Origin of the sequence: Pseudomonas mangrovi (genome assembly GCF_003052585.1) — a bacterium.
Taxonomy (GTDB): Bacteria; Pseudomonadota; Gammaproteobacteria; order Pseudomonadales; family Pseudomonadaceae; genus Aquipseudomonas; species Aquipseudomonas mangrovi.
Window position 1 is genome coordinate 59109 of record NZ_QASN01000021.1, and the last position, 14589, is coordinate 73697.

Below are 14589 nucleotides of genomic sequence, written 5' to 3' on the forward strand. Positions count from 1 at the left end.
GCGGTCCGTCGACAGCTCCTGCCTGAGTCGCTGCGAAGCGCTTTGACAGCCTTGCCAATCAACAGGTTAGAATCCGAACGGCACGCACCCTGCATTTCAGGGCCCCTTTGCGCCAGTCTCGGAGAGCCCCTCGCTTGGATGCATCGTCCATCAACAGCCTGTTTCTGATCGGTGCACTCCTGGTGGGAGCGAGCATTCTGGTCAGTTCGCTGTCGTCGCGACTGGGCATTCCGATTCTGGTGATCTTCCTTGCGGTCGGTATGCTCGCCGGTGTTGACGGGCTGGGCGGCATCGTCTTCAACGACTATTCACTGGCTTATCTGGTCTCCAACCTGGCGCTGGCGGTCATCCTGCTCGACGGCGGCATGCGCACGCGCACCGCGACCTTCCGCGTGGCACTCTGGCCAGCCTTGTCGCTGGCTACCTGCGGGGTGGTGATCACCTCCGGGCTGACCGGCATAGCCGCGGCCTGGCTGTTCGATCTACCCCTGCTGCAGGGCCTGCTGATCGGCGCCATCGTAGGCTCCACAGACGCCGCGGCGGTGTTCAACATGCTCAACGGCCGGGGTCTCAATGAGCGGGTCGGCTCGACACTGGAGATCGAATCGGGCAGCAACGATCCGATGGCCATGTTCCTTACCGTGGCGCTGATCGGCATGCTCGCCAGCGGTGAGACCAACTTCGGCCTGGCGTTCTTCGGCGACCTGCTGCAGCAGTTCTTCATCGGTACGCTGCTCGGCCTGGGCGGCGGCTGGCTGCTGCTGCACCTGATCAACCGCCTGACCGTCGCCGACGGGCTCTATCCGCTGCTCGCGGTCAGTGGCGGGATCATGATCTACGCGCTGTCGGCCAGCATCGGCGGCAGCGGCATCCTCGCGGTATACGTCTGTGGTCTGCTGCTGGGCAACCGGCCGATCCGCAACCGCCACGGCATCCTGCACATGTTCGACGGCCTGGCCTGGCTCAGTCAGATCGGCATGTTCCTGGTACTCGGCCTGCTGCTGACGCCGACCGACCTGCTGCCGATCGCCCTGCCGGCACTGCTGTTGTCGCTGTGGATGATCTTCTTCGCCCGACCGCTGGCGGTATTCGTCGGGTTGCTGCCGTTCCGCGCCTTCCATCTGCGCGAGCGGCTGTTCATTTCCTGGGTCGGGTTGCGCGGCGCGGTGCCAGTTATCCTGGCGGTGTTCCCGCTGATGGCCGGGCTGGAGAATGCCCAGCTGTTCTTCAACGTCGCCTTCTTCATCGTTCTGGTGTCGCTGTTGTTGCAAGGCAGCACCCTGTCCTGGGCGGCGCGCAAGGCGAAGGTGGAAGTCCCACCGGTGCCCTCGCCGATCTCCCGTGCCGGACTGGAAATCCACCCCACCAGTCAGTGGGAGATGTTCGTCTATCGCCTGGGGGCAGAAAAATGGTGCATCGGCGCGCAGCTGCGCGAGCTGAAGATGCCTGCCGGCACACGTATCGCTGCGCTGTTTCGCGGCAAGGAGCTACGCCACCCCTCTGGCAGCACCCGCCTGGAGGCCGGCGACATCCTCTGCGTGATCGGTCATGACGCCGACCTGCCGGCACTCGGCAAGCTGTTCAGCCAGGCGCCACAACGCGGCAAGGATCTGCGCTTCTTCGGTGATTTCGTTCTCGAGGGCGACGCCGAACTGGCTGCAGTGGCCGCGCTCTATGGACTCAAGCTGGGCGACATCGAGAGCGGCATGAAACTTGGCCGTTTCATGGCACACAAGATCGGCGGCCAGCCAGTGGTCGGCGACCAGATCGAGTGGAACGGCCTGACCTGGACAGTCGCACAAATGGAAGGCGAGCGGGTCAGCAAGGTCGGCCTCAGATTTCCTGACGGATCTCGCCCCGGACCGGGACTGTTCCTCTAGAATCGTCGGCTCACTTCATCGCGACAGTCCGCCATGCCCTCCATCCGCACGTTTGCCTGCGCCGCCCTGCTTGCCCTCGCCGTCTTCAGTACGCCGGAGAGCTTCGCCGCCCCACCTGCCCACGAAGATGTGCAGCGCGACCTCGACGCATTGGCCGACCGCAAACTGCCCGAAACCGAGCACAAGGCCCTGCAGCAGGTGCTGGAGCAGACCCTCGGCTTTCTCAGCGACCGCGACAACAGCGAGGTGCGCGCCGAGGCGCTGCAGAAGCAGCTGGAACAGGCGCCCAAGCTCACCACACAAGCTCATCGCGAGCTGGAGCAGCTCAAGGGCACCGTCACCCTGGAGGCCAACCGACGCTATGCCGGCCTTAGCGTGGCTCAGCTCGAGCAGCGCCTGAACGAGCGCAGCCAGCAACTGGCGGAGTGGCAGAAGGCCCTGACCGAAGCCAACAGCCTGATCATCACCGCGCAGACCCGCCCGGAGCGCGCACAGACCGAAATTGCGCAGAACCAGGCGCGCCTGCAGCAGATCGGCAGCATCCTCAAGAGCGGACGTGAAGCCGGCAAGGCCCTGAGCAGCGAGGCGCGCGACCGTCTCGCGGCGGAGCAGGTGGCGCTCGAGGCGCGCACCCGGCTGCGCCGCGCCGAACTCAGCGGCAACAGCACCCTGCTCGATCTGGGCGCCAGCCAGCGCGCGCTGCTCAACGAGCGCATCAGCCGCGCCGAACAGGAGTTGCTCGAGCTGCAGTCACTGATCAACGACCGCCGCCGTACGCTGTCCGAGCAAACCGTCGAGGAGCTCTCACGCGAAGCCGAGAAAGCCGGCTCCGATCGACTGCTGATACGCGAGAGCCAGGCCAACCTGAAACTCTCCGACACCCTGCTCAAGTACACCGAGCAGCTCAACGAGGTGACTCAGCAGAACCTCCAGGTGCGCCGCCAACTGGATAGCCTGACCCAGAGCGAGCGCGCTCTCGAGGAGCAGGTCAACGTGCTGCAGGGCAGCCTGTTGCTGGCGAAGATCCTCTACCAGCAGAAGCAGGCCCTGCCGCAGGTCAGCCTCGATGGTCGCCTGTCGAACCAGATCGCCGACCTGCGCCTGTACCAGTTCGAGATCAACCAGCAGCGCGAACAGCTGAGCAACCCTGCCAGCTACGTCGAACAACGACTCGCCGACAGCAAGGACGATCAGCTCACCGCCGAAGAGCGTCGCACCCTGCTGGATCTGGCGCGAACCCGCAGCGAGCTGCTCGAGCGCCTCAACCGCGAACTCAATACGCTGCTCAACGAAAGCATCACGCTGCAACTGAACCAGAAACAGCTGCAGAGCATGATCGAGATGGTCAGCAACACGCTCGATGAGCAGATCTTCTGGATTCCCAGCAATCGACCGCTCGATCTGGACTGGCTCAAGGAACTGCCCCAGCGCCTGCAGAACCAGCTGGTCAGCCTGCCCTGGGGCGTCGGCCTGCGCGAGTTCGCCGCCGGGCTGAGCGAACGGCCGCTGGTATTCCTGCCTCTGCTGCTGGTGATCGGCGTACTGATCTGGCGCCGTGGAGACTTCTATCGGCGGTTGCGCGCGGTGCATGCCGATATCGGCCACTACAAGCGCGACAGCCAGCTGCACACACCGCTGGCGCTGCTGTTCAACCTGCTGCTGGCCCTGCCGGGCAGCCTGTTCCTGGCGCTATGCGGCTATGCCCTGCAACTCGACGCGCGCGGCCAGAACGCCAGCCTGGCGGCAGCCTGCTTCGAAATGGCACAAGCCTGGCTGGTGCTTTACACCGCCTATCGCGTGCTGGCGCCCAACGGCCTGGCAGAGATGCATTTCCGCTGGGCGCGGGCGCAGGTGCACTTCCTCCATCGGCAGATGCGCGGACTGGGCCTGGTGGTGCTGATCCTGGTGGCGGTGGTGACCATCGCAGAGCAGCACCCCGGTGCGCTGGCCGACGATGTCCTCGGTATCCTGGTGGTGATTGGTTGCTATCTGCTGATGATCTGGCTGCTGCTGCGCCTGCTGCTGAAGGGGCCGACCAGCGAAAACGCGCCGCCGCTGCGTCTGGCCATCGGCCTGCTGTTCGCAGCATTGCCGCTGGCGCTGATCGTCGCGGTCGGCTTCGGCTACTACTACACGGCGCTCAAGCTCACCGACCGGCTGATCGACACCCTCTACGTGCTGGTGCTCTGGGTCGGCGTCGAGGCGATCCTTGTGCGCGGCCTCGGGGTCGCCGCGCGACGCCTGGCCTATCAGCGCGCGATAGCCGAGCGGCAGGCCGTGCCGAAGGAAAGTCCCGACGGCGGCGAGATCGTCGAAGCGCCGGTGCTGGATATCGAACAGATCAACCAGCAGTCGCTGCGCCTGCTGCGCATGACCCTGTTCGGCGTGTTCCTGGTCGCGCTGTACTGGGTCTGGGCCGACCTGCTGTCGGTATTCTCCTACCTGGACAACGTCACCCTCTACCAATACGCCAACGCCGCGGGTGATCTGACATCTATCAGTCTCAACAACCTGCTCGGCGCGCTGCTGATCATCGGCATCACGGTCGCCCTGGCGCGCAACCTGCCGGGTCTGCTCGAGGTGCTGGTGCTGTCACGCCTGACCCTGGCGCCCGGCAGCGTCTACGCCACCACCACGCTGCTTTCCTACACCCTGGTCGGCGTCGGCTTCGTCACCACGCTGTCGACCCTGGGCGTGAGCTGGGACCGTCTGCAATGGCTGGTCGCGGCCTTGTCGGTGGGCCTGGGCTTCGGCCTGCAGGAAATCTTCGCCAACTTCATCTCCGGCCTGATCATCCTGTTCGAGAAGCCGATCCGGATCGGTGACGTGGTGACCATCGGCAACCTCTCCGGCAGTGTCAGCCGCATCCGCATCCGCGCCACCACCATCACCGACTTCGACCGCAAGGACATCATCGTCCCGAACAAGACCTTCATCACCGGACAACTGGTGAACTGGTCGCTGACCGATACGGTCACCCGGGTGACCATCCGCGTCGGCGTGGCCTACGGCTCCGACCTCGAGCTGGTGCGCAAGCTGCTGCTGCAGGCGGCCAACGACAATAGTCGGGTACTGCGCGACCCGGCGCCGATCGTGTACTTCCTCACCTTCGGCGAGAGCACGCTCGACCACGAGCTACGTATCCATGTGCGTGAACTGGGTGATCGCAACCCGACGGTGGACGAGATCAACCGCGTCATCGACCGCGAGTTCCGCGCCAACGGCATCGAGATTGCCTTCCGCCAGCTCGATATCTATCTGAAGAATGCTGCGGGGCAGGAGTGCCGGATTGCCGGCGAGTCTTCGCAGACTCCGCCGCAGCGTCCCGCAGAGCCGGAAGCGTCGAACCAACCCCCTGCACCGTAGTCAGGTTTGATCAGGGTCGGGCTCGTCTGGCGAGCCCGGCACCCGCCCCCTCGCCGGACAAGAGCCTGCCGTGAAACGACTGACCGACCTGGAGTTCGACAACCGCTTCGCCCGCCTCGGCGACAGCTTCTCCACCTCTGTGCTGCCCGAGCCGATTGCCGAGCCACGCCTGGTGATCGCCAGCGAATCGGCAATGGCACTGCTCGATCTGGACCCGGCGCAGGCGCTGGGCGAGGACTTTCTGCAGATCTTTTCCGGCCACCGCCTGTGGGCAGCGGCCGAGCCGCGGGCGATGGTCTACTCCGGGCATCAGTTCGGCAGCTACAACCCCCGTCTGGGCGACGGCCGTGGCCTGCTGCTGGGCGAGGTGAAGAACGATGCGGGCCAATACTGGGACCTGCACCTGAAGGGCGCCGGGCAGACTCCCTGGTCGCGCATGGGCGACGGTCGCGCGGTCCTGCGCAGCTCGATCCGCGAATTCCTCGCCAGTGAGCACCTGCATGCCCTGGGCATCCCTACCAGCCGCGCGCTCTGCGTCACCACCTCGAGCACCCCGGTCTGGCGCGAGAAGCGCGAACAGGCCGCGATGCTGTTGCGCCTGGCGCCCAGCCACCTGCGCTTCGGCCACTTCGAATACTTCTATTACACCGGCCGCCATGACGAACTGCGCCAGTTGCTCGATCACGCCCTGGCCTGCCACTTCAGCGACCTGCTCGACCAGCCGCAGCCGGTCGCCGCACTGTTTCGCCAGGTGCTGGAACGCACGGCCGCGCTGATCGGCTACTGGCAGGCCTACGGCTTCTGCCACGGAGTGATGAACACCGACAACATGTCGCTGCTGGGCATCACCTTCGACTACGGCCCCTACGCCTTTCTCGACGACTACGATCCCAACCACATCTGCAACCACTCCGACGACAGCGGCCGCTACAGCTTCCGCAACCAGGTACCGATCGCCCAGTGGAACCTTGCCGCGCTGGCGCAGGCGCTGACGCCGCTGGTCGAGGTGGATCTGTTGCGCGACACCCTGGCGCTGTTCGAACCGCTGCAGCAGGCGCACTACCTCGATCTGATGCGTCGGCGGCTGGGCTTTTGCGCCGCCGAGGAAGGCGATGCAGCGCTGATCGAGCGACTTCTGCAACTGCTCCAGCAGAGTGCCCAGGATTACAACCTGTTCTTCCGCCGGCTGGGCGACCAGGCGGCGGAGCAGGCACTTCAGACTCTGCGTGAAGAGTTCGTCGACCTCGCCGGCTTCGATGCCTGGTCCGTCGACTATCTGCACCGCTGCGCCCGCGATTCCGGCGATCCGAGCCAGCGCAGTGTGCGCATGCACGCGGTCAATCCGCTCTACATCCTGCGCAACTACCTGGCCCAGCAGGCGATCGAGGGTGCCGAACAGGGCGACTTCGAACCGGTGCGCGAGCTGCATGCGGTGCTCTCGCGTCCGTTCGAGGCACAGGACGGACGCGAGAAATACGCAAAGCGCCCGCCGGAGTGGGGCAAGCACTTGGAGATCAGCTGTTCCTCGTGATTGTCGGGGCTATATCGGTTAAACCGAAAAGACATATAAACCTTCTCAAACATTCTTAGACTCTCTAAGAAAAGCCTTCTATCGTGGCGCCCTTGCCCGTCCCGGACGGGCATCGATACCTCACACGAGATTCCGTTGCTCTAAGGATTGCCTGATGTCCTGGGACTCACTGCCTCTGCTGTTCGTCGGCGCGCTGCTGGTCTGGCTGCTGTATGCCTTCGTACGGGAGAAGTGGAGCCCTGACATAGTCGCGGCCATCGCCGTCGCCGCCCTGCTGGTCACCCAGTTGCTGACGCCGGGCGAAGTCCTCAGCGTTTTGTCCAACTCCGCCCCGGTGACCATCGCCTGCATGTTCGTGCTGTCCGCAGCGCTGGAGCGCACCGGCTGCATCGACGCCCTCGGCAACTGGTTGGGCGACCTGGTCGGCACCAGTCCGACGCGCGTGCTGATGGGGCTGACCCTTACCGCCCTGGTGATCTCCGCAGCACTGAACAACACCCCGGTGGTCGCCATCCTCACGCCGGTCGCCATCGCCCTGGCGCGCCGCGCCGGCACGCTGCCTTCCAAGCTGCTGATCCCGCTGTCCTACGCCACCATTCTCGGCGGCACCCTGACCCTGCTCGGCACCTCGACCAACATCCTGGTCGACGGCGTGGCGCGCAAGGCCGGCCTGGAACCCTTCGGCATGTTCGAGATCACCGGTGCCGGCCTGATTCTCGCCGCCGCGGGCATGCTCTACATGTTCACCATCGGCCGCCATCTGTTGCCGGAGCGTGAGACCCTGTCGCGCCAGCTGCGCCCGGATCTGGCGAGGACCTTCATGACCGAGCTGCTGGTGCCGCACGACTCGCCGGTAATCGGCAAGACGATCGCCGAAGCCAACCTCAACGGTGGCAGCGGCCTGCAGGTGCTCAAGCTGTTCCGCGACGACAGCGAGCTGAGCGAGCCAGCCCACGACACCCTGCTGGCTGCCGGCGACCTGCTGGTGATCCACGGCCAGGTCAAGGATGTGGTCGAGCTGCGCGAAAGCGGTCGACTGACCTTCAACCGCAACGAGGCCTTCGAGACCGTCAGCAGCCACGACGTGATCCTCGCCGAAGCCATCGTCGGGCGGAACTCGCGCTACAGCCACCGGCCGATGCGCGACCTCGACCTCACCGCGCGCTACGGCATCGCCGTGCTCGCCGTGCATCGCCAGGACGAGAACGTCTCGCGCAACCTGGACGACTTCCAGCTGCAGTTCGGCGACGTGATGCTGGTCGAGGGCACACCGTCGCAGATCAAGCGCTTCGCCGACAACGGCGAACTGATCAGCCTCAACACCGTGCAGGAACGCGCCTTCCGCCGCGACAAGGCGCCGATCGCGATCATCGCCACCCTGGCGGTGATGGTCCTTGCCGCAGCCGGCGTGATGCCGATCGAGGGCCTGGCGATCATCGGCGCGGTCACCGTGCTGGCGACCCGCTGCCTGGACGTGGAGGACGCCTACAAGGCGGTCGACTGGAAGATCCTCAGCCTGATTTTCGGCATGCTGGCGATCAGCATCGCCATGGACAAGGTCGGCCTGGTGCGCCTGCTGGTGGAAAACACCATGAGTCTGTTGCCTTGGGCCGGGCCGCTGCTGATGCTCTCCTTCATCTATCTGTTCACCTCGCTGCTCACCGAGATGCTCTCCAACAACGCGGTGGCGGTGCTGGTCACCCCCATCGCCATCGGCGTCGCTCAGCACCTGGGCGTCGACCCGCGGGCCTTCGTAGTCGCGGTGATGTTCGCTGCCAGCGCCAGCTTCGCCACGCCCATCGGCTACCAGACCAACACCTTCGTCTACAACGCCGGCGGTTACCGCTTCACTGACTTCATGAAAGTCGGCGCGCCGCTGAATCTGATCCTCTGGGTGGTCGCCACGCTGGTGATCCCTTTGTTCTGGCCGCTCACGCCGGTCTGAGTCCGGCTTGCCCTGGGTCATTGACCGGGAGGGCAGTTTTTCCCATGCTGCGGACCTTTCCCTGCCCAGAAGGATTCGCGCGCATGAAACTGGAAACCCTGGCCATCCACGCCGGCTACAGTCCCGATCCCACCACCAAGGCGGTGGCGGTGCCGATCTACCAGACCACTTCCTACGCTTTCGACGACACCCAGCACGGCGCCGATCTGTTCGATCTGAAGGTGCCAGGCAACATCTACTCGCGAATCATGAACCCGACCAACGCCGTGCTCGAAGAGCGCGTTGCGGCGCTGGAAGGCGGTGTTGGCGCGCTCGCCGTCGCTTCGGGCATGGCCGCCATCACTTACGCCATCCAGACCATCGCCGAGGCCGGCGACAACATCGTCTCGGTGGCCAAACTCTACGGCGGCACCTACAACCTGTTCGCCCACACCTTCCCGCGCCAGGGCCTGGAGGTGCGCTTCGCTGCCCACGACGACATCGCCGCGCTGGAAGCGCTGATCGACGACCGCACCAAGGCAGTGTTCTGCGAAACGATCGGCAACCCCGCCGGCAACATCATCGATCTGCAGGCGCTGGCCGATGCCGCGCACCGCCACGGCGTGCCGCTGATCGTCGACAACACCGTGGCCACGCCGATGCTCTGCCGGCCCTTCGAGCACGGCGCCGACATCGTCGTGCACGCGCTGACCAAGTACATGGGCGGCCACGGCACCACCCTCGGCGGCATAGTGGTGGACTCCGGGAAATTCCCCTGGGCGCAGCACAAGGCGCGCTTCCCGCTGCTCAATACGCCGGATGTGTCCTACCACGGCGTGACCTATACCGAGGCCTTCGGCCCCGCCGCCTTCATCGGCCGCTGCCGCGTGGTGCCGTTGCGCAACATGGGCGCGGCACTGTCACCGTTCAACGCCTTCCTCATCCTGCAGGGGTTGGAGACCCTGGCCCTGCGCATGGAGCGGCATTGCGAGAACGCGCTCAAGGTCGCCGAATATCTCAAGGCCCACCCCCAGGTGGCCTGGGTCAAGTACGCAGGCCTGGCCGACCATCCGGAACATGCGCTGGCGCAGCGCTATCTGGGCGGCAAACCGGCGTCGATCCTCTGCTTCGGCATCAAGGGCGGCATGCAGGCGGGTGCACGCTTCATCGATGCGCTGAATCTGGTGGTGCGGCTGGTCAACATCGGCGACGCCAAGTCGCTGGCCTGCCATCCGGCAACCACCACCCATCGCCAGTTGAACGAGGAGGAACTGCTCAAGGCCGGCGTATCGCAGGATCTGATCCGGCTGTCGATCGGCATCGAGCACATCGACGACATCCTTGCCGACCTCTCCCAGGCGCTGGAGGCCGCCAAGGTCTGAGCCTGCTGGCGCAGCGCGCTTGAATTCGCCCATTGGCGGCACCAACTTGGATTGATCGATCTCTGGAGGTGCCGCCATGAGCGAACCACTGCTGGTGCCCTGCCCGCATTGCAACGGTCTCAACCGGATTCCCGCCGAGCGCCTGACGGAGGCGCCACGTTGCGGGCGCTGCAAGGGCGCCCTGCTCGGCAGCGAACCCTTCGAACTGACCCAGGCCAGCTTCGTTAGTCAGAACAAGGGCGCCCTGCCGCTACTGGTCGACGTCTGGGCCGCCTGGTGCGGCCCCTGCCGCGGCTTCGCCCCGGTGTTCGCCGAGGCCGCCAGGCGCCTGCACGGACGCTGCCGACTGGCCAAGCTGGACAGCGACAGCAATCCGCAACTGTCCACGCAGTTGGGCATTCGTTCGATTCCGAGCCTGATCCTGTTTCGCGACGGTCGCGAGATCGCGCGCCAGTCCGGCGCCATGTCCCTGCCGCAGCTGCTCGACTGGCTACGCGGCCAGGGCATTGTCTGACAGGGCTGCGACAGCCTGTCCGAGATCAACGCAAAGGTGGCTATCCCGGTCCAGACTGGTTGCTCCAGGCACCATCAACCAGGGGGTAGCAGATGTTCAGCAAGATTCTGGTCGGCCACGACCTCACCCGCGAAGCCAACCACGCCCTGCGCCGCGCCGCGCAACTGGCCAAACAGCTGGGTGCGCAGCTGACGCTGCTGCATGCCGGGCCCGACGACGACAGTCCCCAGGCCCAGGCGACGCTGCGCGGACTGCTTTCCGATATCGGCGCGCCGCAGACGCAATTGCTGATCCGCAAGGGCAAGCCAAGCGATGTGACCTTGCAGGTGGCCGAGGAGCTGGGCTGCGATCTGCTGGTGGCCGGCACACACCACAAGGGTCGCCCGGAGGCCTTCAGCGGGAGCAATCTGGAACGGATCGCCCGCCACTCGAGGATTCCGCTACTGATGGTGCGCAATGCACCCGAGGGGCCCTATCACAGCGCACTGGTGGCGCTGGATTCCTCGGTGTGCGCATGCAACGCGCTGACCAGCGCATTCCGGTTGCTGCCCAGCGACGGCGTGCTGCACGCGGTAAACATCTACGATCAGGCGCTGCAACTGCCGCCGGCAAAACAGCGCGAACATCTGCAGATCCAGCAGGATCTGCTGCAGCAGCTGATCAGTGATGAACTGGAAATGCAGCCCGGCAGCGGCCCGCAACCGACCCTGGAGGTGCGCCCGGGCACACTGGCCGGCAGCCTGGACGAGGTGATCGCCGAGCGCCAACCGCAACTGCTGGTGCTCGGCCAACACAGTCGTTCGCGCCTGAGCGAAGCACTGCTCGGCAGCCTGCCCGCCTATTACCTGCGCCAGCCACTGTGTGATGTTCTGCTGGTGAAATAGCGCAGACTCCCTGCAGGCTGCGCCATCCCTCATCCGCCGCGGCGCGCCACCTTCTTCCGGAAGGAGAAGGGAAGCTGGTAAGGCGACGGCGCGAAGTGGCGGCGCGAAAGAGTTCTCGGTGCGTCGAGACGCCGCGACTTTCCCTCTCCCACCGGGAGAGGGTGCCGAAGGCGGGTGAGGGATGTTTCAGGCAACTCGCGGCTGCTTTCGGGTCAGGCCGCGCCGGGCCCCCTGCAGCACCAACCTATCCCTCATCCGGCGCTGCGCGCCACCTTCTCCCGGAGGGAGAAGGACGGCTGTATCGCGGGATATAGATTGGGACTGAAGGAGGAGCGTCAGCGCGACTCCAGCAACTCGTGCAGCTCGACGAACTGCTGGGTCAGCTTGTGCCGGGGTTCCAGATGGATCAGCGGCATGCAGGCCTGGTGCGACTCGCGCATCTTCACCGAACTGCCCAGGTACACCGGCAATACCGGCAGGCCCTCGGCGATCAGTTCGTCGAGCAGTTGCTGCGGCAGGCTGGCGCGGGACTGGAACTGGTTGACCACGATGCCTTCCACCGCCAGCTCTTCGTTGTGGTCCTCGCGTAGCTCCTCGATCTGCTCGAGCAGCCCGTACAGCGCCTGGCGCGAGAAACTGTCGCAATCGAAGGGGATCAGCACGCGATCAGCGGCGATCAGCGCAGAAACCGTATAGAAATTCAGCGCCGGCGGAGTATCCAGATAGATCCGCTCATAGTCCTCCGACAACTCCTCGAGCAACTTGCGCAGCTTGTTGATCTTGTGCCGGGCCTCGAGCTTGGGCTGCAGATCGGCCAGCTCGGCCGTGGCGGTCACCACGTGCAGGTTCTCGAACGGCGTCTCGTAGACATCCACGCTGCCCTTCTTGGAAAAGGGGCCAGAGCTGAGGATCTGCTTGAAGAAGTCGGCAATGCCGACCGGGATATCCGCCCCGGTCAAGCCGGTCAGGTAGTGGCTGGAGTTGGCCTGGGCATCCAGGTCGATGAGCAGGGTGCGATAACCCTGGGCCGCGCTGACCGCCGCCAGATTGCAGGCAATGCTGGACTTGCCTACGCCGCCCTTCTGATTGAACACCACTCGACGCATCACCGTTCTCCCTCTCAGTTCGCAAGCTTCGGGATTCTATGCAATGCCCGTGACAGACGCGAGCACGGGCCACCGCACGATAGTTCCAGCCCGGGCGAGCGACGAGCATCAGTTCACTCGGCGACGGTGCGCCATTCCTCCTCCTGCAACAGGCGCCACATGATCTTGCCGGTCGGCGACTTGGGCAGTGCCTCGACGAATTCGATCATCTGCGGGCACTTGTAGGCCGCCATCTGCTCCTGGCACCAGGCGAGGATCTCCTCGCCGCCGACCTGCTCATAGCCGCTGGCGCGCACCGCGACCGCCTTGACCGTCTCGCCCCGCCGCGGATGGGGCGCCGAAATGATGCACACCTCGCGCAGCGCCGGATGGCCGTACATCAGCGACTCAACCTCCGCCGGCCAGACCTTGTAGCCAGAGGCGTTGATCATTCGCTTGACCCGATCGACCAGAAAGAAATAACCCTCTTCGTCGTAGTAACCCAGGTCGCCGGAGCGGAAGAAACGCTCGCCATCGAGCTCGATGAAGGCTTCGGCGGTCGCCTCCGGACGATTCCAGTAGCCCTGGAACACCTGCGGGCCGCGCATGACGATCTCACCGGTGACCCCGACCCCGACCTCCTGCAGCGTATCCACATCGACCACCCGCGAATCGGTACCGATGATGGGAATGCCCAGGCACTGTGCCTTGCAGCCTTCCGGGGGATTGATATGGGTCGGCGCCATGGTCTCGGAAAGGCCATAGCCCTCCATGTAGTCCAGCCCCATCTTGTCGCGCAGACGTGCCACCACGGCCGCCGGCATGGCCGCCCCGCCACCACCGATGGCACGCATGCTGGAGAGGTCGTAGCTGTCGATCTGCGGGTCACCGAGCATGTCCACCACCATGGTCGAGATGTTGCGCCAGACGCTGACCTTGCAGCGTTCGATCAGCTGCGCGGCGACGCGCCTGTCCCAGCGCGTCATCACCACCGAGGTGGCGCCGGCGTAGATGGCCGCGTTCATGCACGACTGCATGCCGGTGACATGGAACATCGGTACGCTGATCAGCGACACCATGTCGTGCTGCGCGCCGGTCCAGACGCAGGCATACACCGCCGTCGCCATGACCGAGCGATGGGTATGGGTGCAGCCCTTGGGGTTGCCGGTGGTGCCGGAGCTGTAGGGAATCACTGCCAGATCGTCAGGCCCCACATCCACCGCAGCCGGCCGCAGCCCCTGCGCCAGCACCGCCTGCCAGGCACGCACGCCAGGCGGCAGCTCGCTCAGCGGCGCCAGCTCGAGCACCTCGGGCAAGGCCAGGTCGGTCGGCACGTGCAGGTACTCGGCATAGCCGGTGGCGATCACTTCGCGCAGGGAGTGGTGACCGAGCAGCGGCGCAATCGCCCCCAGCAACTCCTGACCACAGAGGGCCACGGAGGCATCGGTATCCTCGATCAGGTAGCGCAGCTCGGCGCTGCGATTCATCGGGTTGACCGGCACCACGACCGCGCCGACGCGCAGGATCGCGTAGAAGCCGATGATGTACTGCGGGCTGTTCTGCATGTACAGCAACACCCGCGCGCCCTGCTCGACGCCGACCGCCTGTAGATGACCGGCGAGACGCTCGACCTGATCGAGCAGCTGCGCGTAGCTCAACTCCGAACCGTAATAGTGAATGGCCGGGTGCTGCGGATAACGCAGCGCCGATACCGCCAGGTTGTGAAACACACTGGTGGCCGGCAGCTCCAGCTCCTTGGGTACGCGAACCGGCCAGACGGCGTGATGGCGACGCTCGAACATGCGCTGATCCCTGTGTTGATTGTTGTTGGAAAGGGCTGAGTGCAGCATCGCCCATCGGGCGCCGACTCGACAGTGTCAGTAGCCAGACTGTTGATGAGTCATAAGCGCAGGTGGGCTACCGGGGAGTCAGGACGCCACCAGAACCGCGCGCCGGCCGTCCCGAACAACCCTGCGGAGCAATCCGCCGGAAGGCCAATCCGCCCTGTGCGCCGCGCAGGCCA

Annotated in this window: 9 protein-coding genes; 7 read left to right on the forward strand and 2 right to left on the reverse strand. The window is 65.1% G+C overall.

The window, feature by feature from the left end; all coding sequences use genetic code 11:
- Positions 1-134: 134 nt before the first annotated feature.
- From DBO85_RS16555 to DBO85_RS16585, 7 genes are all read left to right on the forward strand, one after another.
- Entirely contained in the window at positions 135-1880 is a 1746-nt protein-coding gene (locus tag DBO85_RS16555; RefSeq protein WP_108108500.1) for a potassium/proton antiporter, read from the forward strand.
- 33 nt (positions 1881-1913) lie between these two features.
- A complete protein-coding gene (mscK, locus tag DBO85_RS16560; RefSeq protein WP_108108502.1) occupies positions 1914-5246 on the forward strand; it encodes a mechanosensitive channel MscK in 3333 nt (1110 codons plus the stop codon).
- 70 nt (positions 5247-5316) lie between these two features.
- Positions 5317-6777 carry a protein adenylyltransferase SelO gene (selO, locus tag DBO85_RS16565; RefSeq protein WP_108108504.1) on the forward strand — a complete coding sequence of 487 codons (1461 nt, stop codon included), beginning with the start codon at positions 5317-5319 and terminating at the stop codon, positions 6775-6777.
- A gap of 154 nt (positions 6778-6931) precedes the next feature.
- The gene (locus DBO85_RS16570) at positions 6932-8722 is read left to right on the forward strand and encodes an SLC13 family permease (RefSeq protein ID WP_108108506.1); all 1791 of its coding nucleotides are present in this window, start codon (positions 6932-6934) and stop codon (positions 8720-8722) included.
- An 83-nt stretch (positions 8723-8805) separates the two neighbouring features.
- Positions 8806-10083 (forward strand): bifunctional O-acetylhomoserine aminocarboxypropyltransferase/cysteine synthase, encoded by a 1278-nt coding sequence (locus DBO85_RS16575; RefSeq protein WP_108108508.1) that lies wholly within the window; start codon positions 8806-8808, stop codon positions 10081-10083.
- A gap of 76 nt (positions 10084-10159) precedes the next feature.
- Complete coding sequence (gene trxC / locus DBO85_RS16580; protein ID WP_108108510.1) at positions 10160-10597, forward strand: thioredoxin TrxC; 438 nt, start codon at positions 10160-10162, stop codon at positions 10595-10597.
- Between the two features lie 92 nt (positions 10598-10689).
- Positions 10690-11481 (forward strand): universal stress protein, encoded by a 792-nt coding sequence (locus DBO85_RS16585; protein WP_108108512.1) that lies wholly within the window; start codon positions 10690-10692, stop codon positions 11479-11481.
- A gap of 335 nt (positions 11482-11816) precedes the next feature.
- On the opposite strand, the gene DBO85_RS16590 is transcribed toward DBO85_RS16585, so the two are convergent.
- Complete coding sequence (locus DBO85_RS16590; protein ID WP_108108514.1) at positions 11817-12587, reverse strand: ParA family protein; 771 nt, start codon at positions 12585-12587, stop codon at positions 11817-11819.
- Between the two features lie 113 nt (positions 12588-12700).
- Entirely contained in the window at positions 12701-14368 is a 1668-nt protein-coding gene (locus DBO85_RS16595) for a long-chain-fatty-acid--CoA ligase (RefSeq protein ID WP_108108516.1), read from the reverse strand.
- Between the last annotated feature and the right edge of the window lie 221 nt (positions 14369-14589).

Excerpts from the sequence above, each read along its gene's own strand:
- mscK (WP_108108502.1), top strand. The coding sequence starts at position 1,914 with ATGCCCTCCATCCGCACGTTTGCCTGCGCCGCCCTGCTTGCCCTCGCC.
- DBO85_RS16575 (WP_108108508.1), top strand. The coding sequence starts at position 8,806 with ATGAAACTGGAAACCCTGGCCATCCACGCCGGCTACAGTCCCGATCCC.
- DBO85_RS16595 (WP_108108516.1), bottom strand. The coding sequence starts at position 14,368 with ATGTTCGAGCGTCGCCATCACGCCGTCTGGCCGGTTCGCGTACCCAAG.
- DBO85_RS16590 (WP_108108514.1), bottom strand. The coding sequence starts at position 12,587 with ATGCGTCGAGTGGTGTTCAATCAGAAGGGCGGCGTAGGCAAGTCCAGC.
- trxC (WP_108108510.1), top strand. The coding sequence starts at position 10,160 with ATGAGCGAACCACTGCTGGTGCCCTGCCCGCATTGCAACGGTCTCAAC.
- DBO85_RS16570 (WP_108108506.1), top strand. The coding sequence starts at position 6,932 with ATGTCCTGGGACTCACTGCCTCTGCTGTTCGTCGGCGCGCTGCTGGTC.
- DBO85_RS16585 (WP_108108512.1), top strand. The coding sequence starts at position 10,690 with ATGTTCAGCAAGATTCTGGTCGGCCACGACCTCACCCGCGAAGCCAAC.